The organism is Flavobacterium restrictum (assembly GCF_007097245.1).
GTDB lineage: Bacteria > Bacteroidota > Bacteroidia > Flavobacteriales > Flavobacteriaceae > Flavobacterium > Flavobacterium restrictum.
Genome location: NZ_VJZT01000005.1, coordinates 1 through 18,435, shown reverse-complemented (window position 1 = coordinate 18,435; position 18,435 = coordinate 1). Strand labels below are relative to the sequence as shown.

General features: G+C 37.5%; 13 protein-coding genes and 1 tRNA gene. 7 read left to right on the top strand and 7 right to left on the bottom strand.

Translation table 11 applies throughout. The features are described from left to right. Nucleotides 1–55: 55 nt before the first annotated feature. From FNW21_RS06415 to FNW21_RS06405, 3 genes are all read right to left on the bottom strand, one after another. Nucleotides 56–403, bottom strand: coding sequence for a HepT-like ribonuclease domain-containing protein (locus FNW21_RS06415; protein WP_144255917.1), 348 nt, complete (start codon nucleotides 401–403; stop codon nucleotides 56–58). Beyond that, entirely contained in the window at nucleotides 393–686 is a 294-nt protein-coding gene (locus FNW21_RS06410) for a nucleotidyltransferase family protein (RefSeq protein WP_144255916.1), read from the bottom strand. The genes FNW21_RS06415 and FNW21_RS06410 overlap by 11 nt, the downstream gene beginning before the upstream one ends. 145 nt (nucleotides 687–831) lie before the next feature. Further along, on the bottom strand, nucleotides 832–1,770 hold the full coding sequence (locus FNW21_RS06405; RefSeq protein ID WP_144255915.1) for an HU domain-containing protein: 939 nt from the start codon (nucleotides 1,768–1,770) through the stop codon (nucleotides 832–834). A gap of 203 nt (nucleotides 1,771–1,973) precedes the next feature. Here FNW21_RS06405 and dprA point away from each other — a divergent pair, with 203 nt between their 5' ends. Beyond that, entirely contained in the window at nucleotides 1,974–3,074 is a 1,101-nt protein-coding gene (gene dprA, locus FNW21_RS06400) for a DNA-processing protein DprA (RefSeq protein ID WP_144255914.1), read from the top strand. 98 nt (nucleotides 3,075–3,172) lie between these two features. Here dprA and FNW21_RS06395 read toward each other — a convergent pair whose 3' ends face one another. Continuing rightward, nucleotides 3,173–4,216 (bottom strand): Gfo/Idh/MocA family oxidoreductase, encoded by a 1,044-nt coding sequence (locus tag FNW21_RS06395; RefSeq protein ID WP_144255913.1) that lies wholly within the window; start codon nucleotides 4,214–4,216, stop codon nucleotides 3,173–3,175. 46 nt (nucleotides 4,217–4,262) lie between these two features. Beyond that, a complete protein-coding gene (locus FNW21_RS06390) occupies nucleotides 4,263–5,333 on the bottom strand; it encodes an NADH:flavin oxidoreductase/NADH oxidase (RefSeq protein WP_144255912.1) in 1,071 nt (356 codons plus the stop codon). 177 nt (nucleotides 5,334–5,510) lie between these two features. On the opposite strand from FNW21_RS06390, the gene rseP reads away from it, so the two are divergent. The 4 genes from rseP (at nucleotide 5,511) to FNW21_RS06370 (ending at nucleotide 10,326) form a co-directional block, all read left to right on the top strand. After that, entirely contained in the window at nucleotides 5,511–6,854 is a 1,344-nt protein-coding gene (gene rseP / locus FNW21_RS06385; RefSeq protein ID WP_144255911.1) for an RIP metalloprotease RseP, read from the top strand. 134 nt (nucleotides 6,855–6,988) lie between these two features. Beyond that, a tRNA-Asn gene (locus FNW21_RS06380) sits at nucleotides 6,989–7,062 on the top strand. A 717-nt stretch (nucleotides 7,063–7,779) separates the two neighbouring features. Further along, entirely contained in the window at nucleotides 7,780–9,150 is a 1,371-nt protein-coding gene (locus FNW21_RS06375; RefSeq protein WP_144255910.1) for a Gfo/Idh/MocA family protein, read from the top strand. A gap of 75 nt (nucleotides 9,151–9,225) precedes the next feature. Continuing rightward, entirely contained in the window at nucleotides 9,226–10,326 is a 1,101-nt protein-coding gene (locus FNW21_RS06370; protein ID WP_144255909.1) for an acyltransferase family protein, read from the top strand. 144 nt (nucleotides 10,327–10,470) lie between these two features. On the opposite strand, the gene FNW21_RS06365 is transcribed toward FNW21_RS06370, so the two are convergent. Continuing rightward, entirely contained in the window at nucleotides 10,471–11,217 is a 747-nt protein-coding gene (locus tag FNW21_RS06365) for an NUDIX hydrolase (RefSeq protein ID WP_144255908.1), read from the bottom strand. 156 nt (nucleotides 11,218–11,373) lie between these two features. Between FNW21_RS06365 and FNW21_RS06360 the strand changes: the two genes are divergently transcribed. After that, a complete protein-coding gene (locus tag FNW21_RS06360; protein WP_144255907.1) occupies nucleotides 11,374–13,851 on the top strand; it encodes a glycoside hydrolase family 3 C-terminal domain-containing protein in 2,478 nt (825 codons plus the stop codon). 201 nt (nucleotides 13,852–14,052) lie between these two features. Further along, nucleotides 14,053–15,291 (top strand): NAD(P)/FAD-dependent oxidoreductase, encoded by a 1,239-nt coding sequence (locus tag FNW21_RS06355; RefSeq protein ID WP_144255906.1) that lies wholly within the window; start codon nucleotides 14,053–14,055, stop codon nucleotides 15,289–15,291. A gap of 67 nt (nucleotides 15,292–15,358) precedes the next feature. Here the strand turns inward: FNW21_RS06355 and FNW21_RS06350 are convergent, their stop codons facing one another. Further along, nucleotides 15,359–18,001 (bottom strand): MGH1-like glycoside hydrolase domain-containing protein, encoded by a 2,643-nt coding sequence (locus FNW21_RS06350; protein WP_144255905.1) that lies wholly within the window; start codon nucleotides 17,999–18,001, stop codon nucleotides 15,359–15,361. Nucleotides 18,002–18,435: the final 434 nt, after the last annotated feature.

Genomic DNA, 18,435 nt, shown 5'->3' with positions numbered 1-18,435 from the left:
TTTTATCTAATTGTTAATTAGGATAAATTGGTAGTTGCTTTTAAATAAAATGGTATTATTTTATTGTTGAGACTAAAAGAGTCACTTTTTCTTTTAAAACGGGGAGGTTTACCTTGATTACATTCCAAATAGTAAGATCATCAACTCCAAAATATTCGTGAATTACAAGATTTCGAAGACCAATAATTCTTGCCCAAGGAATGGTAGGATTTTCATTCAGTAAATCTTCCGACAAACGATTACTGGCTTCTCCAATTATTTCCAATTGACGTAAAGTGGCATTAAACATCATTGAATTGGCCACAAAAGTTTCTAAACTATAATCTTTAATGTAGTTTTCAATTTCATTAATGGCATCAATTATATGAAATAAACGAACTTTATTACCTAATTTATCGTGCATAAATTAGTTTTTTTTCTTTGTCCAAAATAGGTTTTATGTATTTTGAAAGCCCTCTTGCCGAAACTAAATCTACTTTTTTAGCAAGTAATTTTTGTAAGTCAATTTGCATCTGGATAAACTCTAAACCAATGGGTTGAGTGTAATCTAACTCAACTAATAAATCAATATCACTATTTTCGGTACCAGTTCCTTGGCTAAAGGAACCAAAGATATAGGCTTTCAAAACAGGTTGTTTTGAAAAAAAATTTGAAATTAAATCTATTTGAATTTTTGAAAGTTTCATCTTGAAAAAATGTGATTGTAAAAATAATTAAAATTTCAATTGAAATTACAATTTCATTGGAGATGAATTTTGAAAGTATGAATTGGTTTTTCCCAAAAAGAATTAAGTCATAAAAAAACCTATTCGAATGGAATAGGTTTTGTAATTATAAGGATTCAATCAATATCCAAGCATCGGGATTGTGATTTTTTTGAATTTCGGTTTGTGCTTTTTGCGCTTCGGCAAGTGTGTTGTAACTACCGTAAAGTACCGGGAAAAGACCACTTTTGTTGACACCAATTCGTTTGGCTTTGTAGCCTAATTGCGTTAAATTTTGTAATTCTTTTTCGGCATTGGCTTCACTTCTAAAAGCACCTGCCATAATATGATAAGGCATTTTGGTGTCTTTTATCGAAAGGGTAACGGCAGGAATCGGGCTTTTGATAAAGAAGGTCGCTTCTTGAATTTTGTTTTGAACTTGTTTTTGAACTGATTTTTCTACAATCAGCGTTTGCGTTGCTACTTGATTTTGATAAATAGAATAACAAGCACTTCCTGTTAATCCGAGTCCTAGAACAACAATAGCTGCGTATTTTAAATACGGATTTGTTTTTTTAGTTTCGGGAATTAGTACAATAACATCTTCTTGAGAATCGATTAATTCGAGTTCTTTTTCGAAAGCTGCTCTTTTTACAAGTGGCGAAACAAAAGGGGCTAAACCAAAGGAACTCGTCAGGTAATTTGTAGTATCGCAGGGGGTAAAAACCAAATTCATATCGGAATTCATACTAATTTCGCCTATGTTTTTTAGGGTCAAAACGCCATTTTCTTGTACTGCTTTTTTCCAAGAAAACACTTCAAATTGAATCGCACTAACGGCATATTCGTAGGATGTTTTTTCGGCTTGTGCAATATGATTGGCTAACAATCCATCATTGTTTTTGAGATAGGAATTGAAAGAAATCATCTTTTTGGGCGGAGAAAAAGTATGGGTGTTTTTACGCAACTGTGCCGATTGGATTTCGGTCAAAAAAGCGCCAAAACCAGGAACGGTTACACATTGATAACGGTATAAAAGTTGGGCGATGTAAAGTTCGATTTTCATAGTAACAAAGTTATACAACCAAAATAGTTATCAAAATTTTATTCACAATTTTTATTAACAATCGGTTTTGATTTTTACACCATTCAATTTCAAATAGTTATTTTTATTTCAAAATAAAATGCAATAAAAAAGAAGTTGTTTCTGATTAAAAATCGTATTTTTAGCGTGATTATTTGAGAACAACAAAGCAGATAAAGTGCGTTATGGTAGAACAAGATTTATTTTATGTGTTGGCCTTGCAAAGAGTAGAAGGTGTGGGGGACATCATGGCCAAAAAATTACTAACTCATTTTGGTTCAGCCCAAGCAATTTTTACTGCCAAAACGGCTCAACTTGCTGCTATTGATGGCGTAGGAACTGTTTTGATGAAGAAATTAAAGGACAAAACCGTTTTTGAAAAAGCCAATCAAGAATTGCTTTTTATTCAAAATAATGCCATTTCGGTGACTTATTTTCAAGAGGAAAATTATCCCGATAGATTGAAGCATTGTATTGACGGGCCTGTTTTGTTATTTACCTCGGGCAACATTAATTTAAAAAACCGAAAAATAATTAGTATCGTTGGCACAAGACAAATTACGTCCTATGGCATGGAATTTTGCCGCAAATTCATTGCAGATTTAGCCCCGCTAGATCCCATAATCGTGAGCGGTTTTGCTTACGGTGTTGATATTGTGGCGCATCAATTGGCATTAGAGTACAAGTTGCAAACCATAGGAGTAGTGGCGCATGGATTGAACCAAATATATCCCAAAACCCATAAAAAATACGTAGCACAAGTGGAACAAAATGGTGGTTTTATGACTGAATTTTGGAGCAACTCGAATCCCGACAAGGAGAATTTTGTGCGTAGAAACCGCATTGTTGCGGGCATGTCTGAAGCGACAATCGTCATCGAATCAGCAGATAGAGGCGGCTCCTTGATTACCGCCAATATGGCAAACGATTACAATCGTGATGTTTTTGCCGTTCCAGGACGCGTGACAGATAAGTACAGTCAAGGATGTAATAATCTTATAAAAACCCAAAAAGCAAATGTACTCACCAGCGCTGCTGATCTAGTTTACATGCTCAATTGGGACATAAAACCCGAGTCGAAAGCGGTGCAAAAACAATTGTTTGTCACCTTGGATAGCGACGAGCAAAAAGTATATGATTACCTCATGAAGTCAGGCAAGGAGCTGCTGGATGTTATAGCTTTGGAGTGTGATTTTCCTATTTATAGGATTTCAGGTTTGCTGTTGAATATGGAACTCAAAGGTGTCATTCGCCCGTTGCCAGGGAAATTATTTGAAGCGATTTAAGGAGTATTTGGTATAAAAAAATCTCAATACACTTCACTTTCGTTGACGAAGCGTATCGAGAAATAGCGTTTTTTTTAACCAAAAATAGCTGTTTGTATTTACAAACAATGCATTACTTTTCCTTCTTGGGAACTTTGAATTATTGCTTCAATAACTTGCATGACTTGAACGCCATCTTGAGCCATTACAGGTTCTTGGGCATCGTGTACAATGGCTTGGTAAACGCCTTCAAAAAAAGCATAATAATTGCCTTGCAGTGTTTTTATTTTTTCTTTTATAACTTTCCCATCCATTTCGGTGTGCAAAAGTCCTCGATTTTCATCAGATTCTGTTCCCCAAGTGGTTTGATTGGGTTTGTTGCCCAGTTTCAATTCGTCCTCTTGTACATCGCCTCGGGGTTTCAAGAAAGAGCCCTTTTTGCCATGAATAGTATATGCAGGATTGGCTTCTCGGACAAAAAAACTAGCTTTTAAACGCACACGAAAATCAGGATAAAAAAGGGTAGCGTCAATCCAATCATCGACTAATGAATGGGCTCTTGTGATGCGGACATCACCAAAAACAGCTTTGGGCAAACCAAAAAGACACAAGGCTTGATCAATTAAATGCGGGCCAAGATCTTTCAAGATACCTGCGCCATCACTTGCAGTTTCTTTGTGTTGTTTGGGACTCAAGAGCGGATTGTAGCGGTCAAAATGAAATTCGGCTTCGACTAATTCTCCTAAAAGCCCCTCCGAAATGACTTTTTGTACGGTTTTGAAATCGCTATCCCATCTTCGGTTTTGAAAAACGGCCAGTTTCAAGCCTTTTTCTTTGGCCAAAGCTGCTAATTCCTGTGCTTGTGTGACTGTTGTGGTAAATGCTTTTTCTACAATGGCGTGTTTGCCAGCAAGAAGGACTTGTTTGGCATACTCATAATGCGTTTCTACGGGCGTATTCACAACTACTAAATCAACGTCATCACCAAGTAAATCAGTTAGTGTGGCGTAGCTTTTTACAGTAGGATAATCAACTTGTATTGCTTTTTTGCTGCGTTCCCAAGAACCTAATAGTTCAAATCCGGGGTGAACGGTCAAAAAAGGGGCATGGAAAACTTTTCCTGACATGCCATAGGAGAGTAAAGCGGTTTTTATTTTTTGCATTTTTTAAGCATTTTTAGCGACACGAATGTATAAAAAATTAGCGGTATTAGTTGTTTTTTGCTCTTTGGTATTGTTTTGGCCACGGCACATCGGTTTGTAAAGCTTCGGCAAAAGTCAATCCGATATTTGGGTTTCGTAACGATTCACGGGCAAACAAAACCAAATCGGCTTTTCCGGTGGCAACGATCGATTCCGCTTGATGCGCATCGGTAATCAAACCTACTGCTCCGGTCAAAATTCCAGTTTCTTTCTTGATTTGCGTTGCAAAAGGGACTTGATAGTTGGGTGCTAACGGAATTTGTTGGTGCGAAACCAATCCGCCTGACGAAACATCTATTAGATCAACGCCTTTTTCTTTTAAAATTCTAGAAAGCACCACCGATTCTGATCCGTTCCAGCCGCCTTCTGCCCAATCAGTAGCTGAAATTCGCACGAACAAAGGTAAATTTTCTGGCCATTCGGATTGTACGGCAGCAACTATTTCTAACGTTAACCGAATTCGGTTTTCGAAACTGCCCCCATATTCATCGGTTCTAAAATTAGACAAAGGCGAGAGAAATTGGTGCAACAAATACCCATGAGCGGCATGAATTTCTAGGACTTGATAACCAGCTTGAACGGCTCTTTTGGTTGCTGATTTAAAATCAGAAATTACTTTTTGAATCCCCATTTTATCCAAAGCAAGAGGCGCAATCTCGGTATCATGGTACCCAACGGCACTCGGGGCAACGGTTTCCCATCCGCCTTGAGCGACATCTAGTTTTTTATTGCCGTTCCAAGGAGCCGAAACACTTGCTTTGCGACCCGCATGCGCCAATTGAATGCCGGGAACTGCATTTTGGCTCACAATAAACTCATTGATAGCGAGCAGTTTTTGAATATGTTCGTCTTTCCAAAGGCCTAAATCCTCGGGCGAGATTCTACCTTCGGGCGATACCGAAGTCGCTTCCTGTATGAGCAATCCTGCGCCACCACTAGCGCGACTGCCCAGATGTACCAAATGCCAATCAGTTGCAAAACCATCAGTTGCGGAATATTGGCACATGGGCGAAATAGCGATTCTGTTTTTTAGAGTAACGCTTTTTATAGCAAGGGGCGAAAATAAGTGTGTAGCCATTTGATGAAATTTAAAATTGTATGTATTGTTTAAATGTAAAATTACAAGACAAATGGGGGAATACCCTTTGAAAGGGAAGTATTTAACAAACATTTAAACCTCGTCAAAGGATATTATCTCGAATACTAATATAGAAAATACTATTTTTGTGCGTTATAAAAGAACTAAAATCAAACAATGGAAATAGTTATCAAGCTTTCTCAATTTTTATTGAGCTTATCCTTACTTATTATTCTGCACGAATTGGGGCATTTCATTCCCGCAAAATTATTTAAAACTAGAGTCGAAAAATTTTATTTGTTTTTTGATGTCAAATATTCCCTCATAAAAAAGAAAATTGGCGAAACCGAATACGGAATTGGTTGGTTGCCACTTGGCGGTTACGTAAAAATTTCTGGAATGATTGACGAAAGCATGGACAAGGAACAAATGGCCTTGCCGCCACAACCTTGGGAATTTCGTTCTAAACCAGCTTGGCAACGTTTGATTATTATGTTGGGCGGGGTTACCGTGAATTTTATTTTGGCTTTTATTATCTACATCGGGATGGCGTTTGTTTATGGCGATACGTATGTGGCCAATGCCGATTTGACCGATGGTTTATTAATTGAAAGCAAAGCTATGACGAATGCTGGTTTCAAAACTGGGGATAAAATTATAGCAGTTGACGGAGAAAAAGTGGTCAAGTTTGATAACGATGTGAACATGAAAATCATCATGGGAAAACAAGTTCTCATCGATAGAAATGGTGCGGAACAAACCATCAAAATGCCTATTGATTTTGTAGATCAACTGTCTAAACAAGAAAAAGGGCCGTTGGTCACCATTCGAATGCCGTTTGTAATTGGTGCAGTAGCTGCCGAATCGCCAAATAAAACATTGGTACCAAAAGACATCATTCTTTCGTTAAACGGACAAAAGACAAAATATTTTGATGAAGCCAAAACGGTTTTACTAAACAACAAAAACAAAACCATTATTGCTGTTGTACTCCGTAATCATAAGGAAATGCCCATTCCTGTTCAGGTAAATGCTGCTGGAAAATTAGGCGTTCAAATGGGTGGTTTAGAAATAGAATCGCTTGAAAAATTAGGGTATTATAAAGTGAGCAAACAGGAATTTGGTTTTCTAGAATCGATTCCTTTTGGTATTGAAAAAGGCAAAAATCAGCTATTAGGGTATGGTAAACAACTAAAAATGATTTTCAATCCGGAAACCAAAGCGTACAAACAAGTAGGTGGTTTTGCGGCTATTTTTAATATTTTTCCAAATACTTGGAGCTGGGAAGTGTTCTGGAACATCACCGCATTATTATCAATCATGCTTGGTGTAATGAACTTATTGCCTATTCCTGCCCTTGATGGCGGACATGTTATGTTTTTATTGTATGAAATCATTAGTGGCAAAAAACCAAGTGATAAATTCCTTGAAAATGCTCAAATGGTTGGTTTCGTATTACTTATAACCCTGTTGTTATTTGCCAATGGAAACGATATTTACAAAGCCATTGTAGGCAGATAAAAAAAACAGAAAAAAGTTTAATTTTTATTTGCAGAACACAAATTTAGCACTATATTTGCAACCGCTTAAACGAACAAACAAAGTGAGTCAAGGCAACCTAAAAACGTTCTTACACGCAGTACACACATACAGTTTCCTTCTTAGCTCAGTTGGTTAGAGCATCTGACTGTTAATCAGAGGGTCCTTGGTTCGAGCCCAAGAGAGGGAGCTTTTTAAAAAGACTTTACAGCAATGTAAGGTCTTTTTTGTTTTATAGCGGTAGCGAAATCAGTACTTCGTAAAGTTTTATTAAAAAGGAAAATCTTGTCATTTGACAACTTTGAAAGGGTTTTTGATAAAAAAAGATTCCTATCTAAAATCTCGAGGTACCTATTTTAAAATTCCGAATTGTTGTGCCAATTGTCAAACTCAAAAACAATTGGGAAATGCACCAAAAAAAAATCACAATTCTATTTGTAATCCGCGCAAACAAGACCAATCAAAAAGGATTATGCCCTCTAAATTGTAGCATTACATTCAACAAAGAGAGTAAACAATCAATAAATTCGTTTAGGTGGGAAACTAGTACAAAGTATTTTTTATAAAGATAGAACAGCGAGCATATGTAGTATTGTAATGCTTTTTTTCATTATTTTTTGTTTTTTTAAAGAATTCCAGCTCCTTGAAAAAGCCGTAGCATAAATTAAGGAGTACGGTTATTTCAAAGGGAATCAGGTAGATAGTAAGTCCTTAAAAAAGCAATCAATACCAAAATTGTTTATATTTGAATATAAATAGTAGTTGCTATACCGCAGGATTCTTGTAGATTCTAATTCAGAACGCATGAATTGTAGGTAAAAGGAACAAAACCAAACAGAAAATTGCGCATCGATAGGGAATTAAAAAACTATAAAAGGGTCAATTTTTTAATCAAAAAGCATTTAATATGGGAAACGAACTTTCTAGAAGACAGTTAATCAAAACTTTAGGACTTGCCACTGGAGGATTGTTGACTTTGCCTTTACAAGGATTTGCTGAAACAAATAGTCGGGTGCATATTCCCAGTCTGGTGCAACATCCAGCTCCTGACAAACCTGTTACAGCAATTACTTTGGGCGCTGGTAATCGGGGCAATGTGTATGGGGAATACGCATTTAAATTCCCAGATCATTTAAAAATTATTGGCGTAGCTGATCCTAACGAAATTAGAAACAAGCGGTATTGTCAACGACACAATATTCCTGTGGAGAACAGTTTTGTTACTTGGGAAAATGTTTTTGAGAGAGCCAAATTCGCTGATGCCATCATCATCTCAACACCTGACAATTTACATTTTGATCCATGTATGAAAGCGTTGGCCATGGGCTATGACATTTTGCTAGAAAAACCAATTGCACCCACCGAAAAAGAATGCCGAGAAATATTAGCTTTGGCCAAAAAAACAAACCGCATTGTAGCCGTTTGTCATGTGTTGCGGTATTCTCCCTATTTCATCAAGTTGCGAGAATTTATTCAAAATGGTAGTATTGGTTCGCTTATTAGTATTCAACATTTAGAACCCATTCAACACATACACATGTCTCACAGTTATGTTCGTGGAAATTGGCACAATAGCAAAGAGACCACTCCCATAATTCTTGCTAAATCCTGCCATGATTTGGATATTTTGCGTTGGCTAGTGGGAAGTTCTTGCGAAAAAACAGCCGCTTTTGGTAATTTGAAATGGTTCAAAAAAGAAAACAAACCCGCTGGTGCCACAGCTCGTTGTATAGACGGCTGTGCTATTGAAAAAGACTGTCCCTACAGCGCTTTGAAAATTTACTATCGCGATCGGCAACGAACGTATGTTTTTGACCTTCCAGACGATGTAAATACACACGGCGAGGTGATTCTAGACCGATTGAAAACGACTAATTATGGGCGTTGCGTGTATGATATGGATAATGACCAACCAGATCATTATACGACCAATCTTCAGTTTGCTAATGGAGTTACAGCAGCATTTAGTATGGAGGCTTTTACATCCTACGAAGGTCGGCGTACCCGTGTAATGGGGAGCCATGGCGATATTGTGGGGGATATGTCTCAATTTACGTATACCAATTTTTTAACTGGAGAAAAGACGGACTGGAAACTTACCAGTGATGCTCATGGTGGCGGCGATTGGAATTTAGTTGCGGATTGGGTCAAAGCTGTATCGGAACAAAATTCAGGGTTGCTTTCTTCCTCAATTGATGTCTCTGTTGAAAGTCATATCATTGGCTTTACAGCCGAAAAAAGCAGGTTGTCAGGAAAGATAAAAAAAGTGGTAGTCTAGACAATACAAACCCAAACGAAAAAAATAGTAATTTGTATAATTGAAAAGGAATTCCTTTTTATAAATAAGCACACAGTGAATCAACTTAAAAAACGGTATTTATCATTAGATGTTTTCAGAGGTTTAGATATTGCACTTATGATAATTGTAAACTCTCCTGGTAAAGAAGCCACTACTTTTGCACCCTTATTGCACGCCAAATGGCACGGTTTTACACCTACGGATTTGGTTTTTCCAACATTCCTTTTTATTGTGGGTAATTCCATGAGTTTTAGCATGCCTTTATATGAAACCTTGTCTAATAAAATCTTTTTTTCAAAAGTTATAAAACGCACTGCAATCCTATTCTTATTGGGTTTTTTAATGTATTGGTTTCCGTTTTTTGATAGTGGAGGTCTAAAACCCTTAAGTGACACTCGAATATTTGGTGTCTTGCAACGAATTGCGTTGTGCTATTGTTTTGCTTCGGTTGTTTTGCGTTTTTGCAGTACCAAAGGGGCGATTCTCTTTAGTGTTTTGGCGCTTCTTATTTATCAAGTAGTGCTTGTTGCCTTTGGCGATTTGACACTGGCGGGTAATGCTGTTTTAAAATTAGATGCGTGGTTAATTGGCGAAAATCACATGTATCACGGCAACGGAATAGCTTTTGACCCCGAAGGTTTGTTGAGCACTTTGCCCGCAATTGTCAACATAATTGGAGGATATCTAGCGGGTTCTTTCCTTCAAAAAAGTGGTCAAAATTATAAAACTATCGCCAGAATGAGTCTTCTAGGAGGCCTGCTAATTGTTCTTGCCTTGGGTTGGGATTTGTTTTTTCCAATAAACAAAAAACTCTGGACAAGTTCTTTCGTTTTGCTAACCATAGGCCTTGATCTTGTTGTGTTGTCCGTGTTAGTCTATGTTTTGGATATTTTAAAAAAGACGAAATGGGCTTCCTTTTTCGAAATATTTGGCAAAAATCCATTGTTTATTTACCTGCTTTCGGAGTTGCTTGTTACCGTGCTATATCAATTTACGATAAAAGGAAATGCAGCTTATAATTGGATTGCTGACACTCTTTTTATCTCTTGGTTGGGTGGTTATTTGGGTTCTTTGGGATTTGCCCTTTCCATTATGCTATTTTGTTGGCTGGTTGGTTTTTATCTTAATAAAAAGAAGATTTATATAAAAATATAAGTTAGAATTCAGTTCAACTAATATACAATCAAAGACTTTACGGCCATGTAAGGTCTTTTTTTATTTTGTGGGCATAGCCAAAAAAATGTTTTTGTAACAGTATTTTTTACCAAAAGCGTTATTAAGAAATTCATTTCGGTACATTTACCAGCCTTCATTCAGGCCATCTTTAAGTGCCAATTGGTATTTTTCTACATCAAATTTGTACAAATCGGGGGCTTTGTGAGCACCGCCTTTTCTACTTTCGTCTAGTTTTATCAAAATATCGTATCGCAACATTTTTCTGAAAAAATTCCCGCGATTTAGTTTTTTGCCCAGAATAATTTCATACAATTTTTGAAGTTCGGGCATGGTGAATTTCTCTGGTAATAAGTTAAAACCTATGGGTTTGTAGTTCAATTCTTTGCGGAGAGTGCCCAATGCTTTGTCAAAAATGTATTGGTGATCCATCATGAGTTCGGGCAATTCGTCGATAGCTTTCCATTCGCAAGCGTCCGAAAAATTATCAACCACTAACTTTACGGTAGAAAAATCGACTAAAGCATAAAATCCCACCGAGAGGAAGCGCTGTTTGTTCCAAATGGTGTTTTCGAATGCTTCAAAAAAACCTTCGGAACGATTCAAATCACTAAAAACCCGAAATTGTTGCAAGTAAATGTTGGTAACTCCTGTTCGTTGATGCAAAATTCGGCTTGCTGCTTCTTTGATATTTTCGGTTTTTAAAATGTAGCCACCAGGAAGTGCCCAGAGATTATTTTCCTTCATTTTTACCACCAAAACTTTTACAAGAGCGTCGTGAAATCCAAACACAACGCAGTCAATAGATAAATTAGGGAGGTAAATTTCCCAGGCTTGCTTTGATTTTTCTTCAATTATTTTTTTAAACTCCATGGGTATAAATTGGCTATAAAAGTAATATATTATAAGTAATTTCTTTTTTTAAAAACGAATAATGAAAATTTTAATCTCTTTTTATGCAAATATCAAAAAAAATAATTAATATTGCTTCATAATGAAGCAATAAATACTATTAACTAAAATAACCTTATGAAAAATTATTCTTTTTTGAAAGTGGCCAAAGCCTCGTTGCTTTCAATAGCAGTTGTTTCTGGGATTTCATGGAACAAGCATTCTGAAACTAAAGATGCCAATGGAAAGCCCGTTTTGACTAGTAATGGATTTTCTTTTTCGGATTTAAACCAAAACGGAAAATTAGATATTTACGAAGATACTCGCCTCCCCATGGCGGATAGAATTCAGGATTTGATACGTAAAATGACCGATGACGAAAAAGCAACCCTACTTATAGGAATTGGAATGCCCGGATTTGATGTAAAAACTTTTAAGTTTACAACAGAAGGTTTTCAAGGAAAAGTAACTGGTGCAGCTGGTGGAACGTATGAATTAAAACGATTGGGAATTCAAACTGTTGTCGTTTCTGATGGGCCTGCAGGCTTGAGAATTAATCCTAAACGAAACAACGACCCCAACAATTATTATGCAACGGCATTTCCTGTGGGAACTTCATTAGCCTCGACTTGGAATACGGAACTAATCAATAATGTAGGGAAAGCGATAGGAAACGAAGTGAAGGAATATGGAGTGGACGTTTTGTTAGGTCCAGGCATGAACATTCACAGGAACCCATTGTGTGGTAGAAATTTCGAATACTACTCTGAAGATCCATTAGTTACTGGAAAAATTTCGGCAGCAATTGTAAACGGGATTCAGTCCAATGGTGTTGGAACTTCAATAAAACACTTTGCGGCTAACAATCAAGAGCGCAATCGTATGGGCGTTAATGCACACATTAGCGAGAGAGCTTTGCGCGAAATCTATTTAAGAGGTTTTGAAATCTCGGTAAAAGAGGCACAACCTTGGACCATTATGTCGTCATATAATTTAATAAATGGCACCTATACTTCTCAAAGAAAAGATTTATTAACCACCGTTTTAAGAAACGAATGGGGATTCAAAGGATTGGTAATGACGGATTGGTTTGGTGGTTATGATGGTTTTGGAGGTGTAAATTCTCCTTTTGCTCCAAATGCTGTAAGTAATGTTACGGCACAATTAAGCGCTGGAAACGATTTATTGATGCCGGGAATGCCCAACCAAAAACAAGCGATTTTAGACAATATGAAAAGCGGCAAATTAACTCCTGCTGTCATCAACAAAGATTTGACTCGCATCCTAGAATTGGTAATGCGTTCTCCATCGATGAACAATTACAAATACTCCGAAAAACCAAATTTAAAAGCCAATGCCGAAGTAACCAGACAAGCAGCTGCCGAAGGAACTATTTTATTGAAAAATGACAAAAACACCTTGCCATTTTCTTCCAAAACTGCTCCATTAGCTGTTTTTGGAGTGACTTCGTATGATTTTATTTCTGGAGGAACAGGAAGTGGTGATGTAAATGAAGCGTACACCGTTTCCTTAATTGACGGATTAACCAATTCCGGTTTTACAATAGACAAAGATTTAGAAGGAGCTTACAAACCATACGCAGCAGATCAAAAAGCCAAAGAACTAGAACGTCGTGAAAAAAATGGCGGATTAATGGCTTCTCCAAAACGTATTGAAGAACTGGAATTGAGCAAAGAAATGATCGAAAGCAAAGCCAATTCATCCGAAGTTGCTTTGATTACCATTGGTAGAAATGCAGGTGAAGGCGATGACCGTAAAGTAGATGCCGATTTCAATTTGGCTCCAGATGAATTAGCATTGATCAACAAGGTTTCGGTTGCTTTTCACGCTCAAGGCAAAAAAGTGGTAGTTGTCCTAAATATTGGTGGTGTCATTGAAACTGCTAGTTGGAAAGATAGTGTAGATGCCATCCTGTTACCATGGCAACCAGGTCAAGAAGGCGGCAACTCTGTAGCCGATGTTTTCTCTGGAAAAATAACACCATCAGGAAAATTAACCATGACTTTTCCAGTAAATTATGCGGATACCCCATCATTCAAAAACTGGATTGGAACACCTGCCGAAAACCCTACAAGTGTAACCTACGAGGAAGGCGTTTATGTGGGCTATCGTTACTACAACACCTTTAACGTTAAACCATCTTACGAATTTGGCTATGGATTATCCTATACAAGTTTTGATGTAGCTAATTTGAAATTAAGCGCAACCACTTTTGCTAATAAAATGACGGCTACTGTAACGGTAAAAAACACTGGAAAAACGCCCGGAAAAGAAGTGGTAGAATTATACCTTTCGGCTCCGTCCAAAAATACAGACAAACCAAGTGCCGAGTTGAAAGCATTTGCCAAAACAAATCTATTGCAACCAGGCGAAAGTCAAACCATTACGTTGACTTTGAATCCTAAAGATTTAGCTTCGTTTGTTACCGCCAGAAATGCCTGGATTGCCGAAGCGGGTGCTTACAAAGTATCCATTGGAACATCCTCATTGAACATCAAACAAACGGCTGCATTTGCTGTAGCAAAAGAAATAGTGGTAGAGAAAACAAATCCTGCTTTTGCTGCAGATGCTAAATTTGCAGACTTGAAACACTAATATCAATACTGCTTATAAATAGTATCGGTATAATTTAGGGTTTACTTCTCAACAATTTTTGTCAAGAAGTAGCCTTTTATCAAAAGACTTTACAGCGATGTAAGGTCTTTTATTTGTTTTAAAAAGTATTGGTATAAATTGAAGTCACTTTTTTATTTAAAACTCATTTTCGCTTATTTTTGTAAAAATAGCTGTAAAACAATGAAACACGATGTAATTATTATAGGAGCAGGAATAGCAGGACTTTCGGCGGCAGTACATTTACACAAACAGGGACGCACAGTACTTCTTTTGGAGGCAACGGAGCGCGCTGGCGGACGTATAAAAACAGATTCCTATCAAGGGTTTCTTTTAGACAGAGGATTTCAGGTGTTATTAACCGCATATCCAGAAACAAAAGCCTTACTCAACTACTCTGATTTAAATCTCCAGAAAATGCTTCCCGGCGCAACCGTTTTGTTCGATGGAGGCACATTTGAAATAGCCGATCCTTTTAGACGTCCAGCCGCTTTGTTGGCAACTCTTTTTGCTCCCGTTGGTTCCCTAAAAGATAAATTGCTAACCCTTTGGTTAAAAAACAAATTGCAAAATGCAACTATCAAAGAACTATTTGAACAACCGGAACAAACTACCTTGCAAAAATTAGCGAGCTACGGTTTCAGTTCCAAAATGATTGAAAGGTTTTATGCGCCTTTTTTGGCTGGAATTTATTTAGAAAACAAGCTGACTACCTCGGGCAAAATGTTTGATTTTGTTATGAAAATGTTCTCTGATGGTGATGTTGCTGTACCTGAATTGGGCATGGAAGAAATTCCGAAACAATTGCTTCATAAGTTACCCAAAGAGGCCATTCAATACCATAAAAAAGTAATCAATATTCAAGCAAATAGCGTTTTTCTCGAAGATGGAACCGTGCTAGAAGCAACGCAAATTGTATTGGCAACCAATGCGTGTGAATTTAGTAAAGCTTTTTATCCCAACCAAAAAAGTGACACACAGCAAGTAACGAATGTTTATTTTGAGGCTCCTGTTGCACCAACCAAAAAAGCAGTGGTGGTTTTAAATGCTTCAAAAAATAAAAAATGGGTCTCGAATTTAACTGTTATTTCCAATGTTTCAAAAGCCTATGCGCCAAAGGGGAAAGTATTAATTTCCGTTTCCTATAACGGCATACCAACCCAAGACGATACCACATTAGCCGAAAACATGAAAGCGGAACTTTCACAATGGTATGGCACGCAAGTTTCTCATTGGAAAATGCTTAAAACCTACCGTATTGCGTATGGTTTACCCAATCAAGATAGTGTTCGAGATGAAATTCCCCTTTCCGAAATAAAAATAACTGAAACCTTATTTATTTGTGGCGATCATTTGTTAAACGGTTCCATAAATGCGGCTTTAAAAACAGGAAGATTAGTAGCCGAAGCCATGAAGTTATAAAAAAAACAGCTTTTCGGGATCAAAAGTTATCCTGAAAAGCTGTTTTTATATTCAAAAAAGCAAGTCGCTATTTCACATACAACTGTCTAATAATTTCCGAAATTAATCCTGTCCAACCCGTTTGATGATTGGCTCCTAAACCTTTGCCAGTATCGCCATCAAAATATTCAAAAAACAAATGGTTTTTATGAAATTCAGGGTCTTTTTGAAACTTTTCGTATTCGCCATACATGGGAATTTTTTTGTTCGAATCGGGTACAAAAAGTGACAATAATCGTCTGGAAACTCCTTCGGCTGCCAGTTTTATATTCATCATTTTGCCTGAATTAGTAGGGAATTCCACTTCATAATCGTTTCCGTAATAACTGGCAAATTTTTCTAATGAGTCCAAAATCAAATAATTCATAGGAAACCAAATGGGGCCTCTCCAGTTCGAATTTCCTCCAAACATATCGCCTGTAGCCTCTGCTGGTGTGTAATCTACCTGAATGGTGCCGCCATGAAAATTAAATTTATAAGGATGTTCTTTATGGTATTTTGATAGCGATCGCACCCCAAAATCCGATAAAAATTCCGTTTCATCAAACATGCGTTTCATAATCATTTTCATTCGGTGTCCCCGAAGGATAGAGAGCAAACGACTCTCGCCTTTACCGGGATTGTACCAGCTCGAAACTAAACTGGCTAGATCAGGGCGATTGTCTAATAACCATTCGACACGTCGCTTAAAATCAGGTAATTTTTCTAGTAATTCAGGGGTTAAAACCTCAACAGCAAAAAGCGGAATTAATCCAACCATCGAACGCACTTTGAGCAGTTCCGACTCGCCATTGGGTTTGTGCAACATATCATAATAAAACTGATCGTCCTCGTCCCATAAATTCAATTTGTCATCTCCCATCGCATTCATGGCGCTGGCAATATGCAAAAAGTGTTCAAAAAATTTAGAAGCCATGTCTTGATACACGGGATTTTTTATGGCGATTTCGCACGCTATTCGCAGCATATTCAAGCTATACATCGCCATCCAACCTGTTCCATCGGCTTGTTCGAGATGTCCTCCTGTGGGCAAATCTGCCGAGCGGTCAAAAACGCCAATATTATCCATTCCAAGGAAACCTCCACCAAAAATGTTGTTTCCACCTTCGTCTTTCAAATTTACCCACCACGTAAAGTTCAACAGCAATTTATGAAAAATACGTTCCAAGAAAACGGTATCGCCTATGCCACCATTCATTTCCTTATCAATTTCATATACTTTCCAAGTGGCCCAAGCATGTACCGGCGGATTCACATCCGAAAACGACCATTCGTAGGCCGGAATTTGCCCATTAGGGTGCATGTAATATTCTCGTAAAATGACCGATAATTGCCTTTTGGCAAAATCAGGATCCAATCGTGCCAAAGGCAACGTATGAAAGGCAAGATCCCAAGCGGCGAACCAAGGATATTCCCATTTGTCTGGCATCGAGAGAATATTGGCGGTATACAAATGTTTCCAAGTGCTGTTGCGCCCGTGTTTTCTGTTTTGATCGGGTTTGGGCATCGACGGATCGCCTTTAATCCATTCGTCCATATTGTAATAATACCACTGTTTGGTCCACAACATTCCAGCGTACGCCTGACGTTGAATCGTTTTTAGCGTATCGTCTTGAATCCCTTTTTGTAAGGACTCATAAAAATCATCAGCTTCGCAACGTCTTTTTTCAAAAATAGTATCAAAATCAGCAAATGGAGCGTTTGGCGTACCATTGGTAAAACGCAAACGGTACACTTTTTTGTCTTTGGCAGGAATAGTATCCTCATATTTCACGGACGCTTTTGTACCAATACGATTGGGATTTATAGTATCTTTTTTATCATTTACAATATAATCATTAATCCCATCCTTGGTATAGCGGGTTAAATTGGGCGAATTGTAGAGTTTTTCAAAATTGGTTTCGTTGTCACAAAATAACAATTCATCGGCGGCTTCGGCATACATTTTAAAATGTCCTACCAAACGATGATTGACCTCAATTAAGGATTTGCCTACGCCGTTTAAGGTAGGTTTGTGTTTGTAATTATCATAACCCCAACACCAAGTATTACGGAACCAAATGGTGGGCAAAACCGTAATTGGAGCCGCTGTTTTTCCTCGATTCTCCACCGTGATTTTGATTAATAAATCCTGTTCATCGGCTTTGGCATATTCAATCGAAATGTCAAAATAAGCATCTTTGTCAAAAACGCCTGTATCCAACAACTCATATTCTGGTTCGAGTCGGGAGCGTTTTCGAGATTCCTTAACCAGTTTTTCATACGGAAAAGCGGCTTGCGGATACTTGTACAGCATTTTTTGGTAGGAATGCGTAGGCGTTGAATCTTGGTAGAAATAAATTTCTTTAACATCTTCACCGTGATTGGATTCTCCGCCAGTTAATCCAAAAAGGCGTTCTTTTAGGATGTGGTCTTTGTGGTTCCAAAAGGCAAAAGCCAAACAAATATGTTGTTTATTATCCGAAATACCACCAATTCCTTCTTCGCCCCAACGGTACGCTTTGGAACGTGCCATGTCGTGGGTAATACTATTCCAAGCATCGCCGTTTTGAGAGTAATCTTCCCGAACCGTTCCCCATTGGCGTTCGGTTAAGTACGGGCCCCATTTTTTCCAGCCTTTATTATCATTTCTTAATTTTAACCTTTCGCGCTCTGCATCTATTGCTGACATACCTCACTGATTTTAATTCGAAATCGCAATTTATGTAAATGCGTTATAATAACACGTAATAATTGTATAAAAATCGAGTATTTTTAGTGGTAAATCGTGATTTTTTAAGCCTTTTTGTTGAAAAGTAAGCCAGTAGTCTTCAAAAAAGAAGGTTTTTAGTTTCGGTTTGGGCTAATTTTCGGTTTTTTTTCAAAGAAAACCCAAAAATAGAAAAGGATTCTACCCCTAATTTTTTTTCAACCAAAGTAAAAAATCCGTTTTTATCCGTGTTTTTGCCAAAGCAAATCCGTTTCATCAGCGTTCCATTTACCGCAGATTCGCTAATTTTTTTAAACCAAAGTAAAAAATCTGTTTTTGTCCGTGTTTTTGCCAAAGCAAATCCGTTTCATCAGCGTTCCATTTACCGCAGATTCGCTAATTTTTTTTCAACCAAA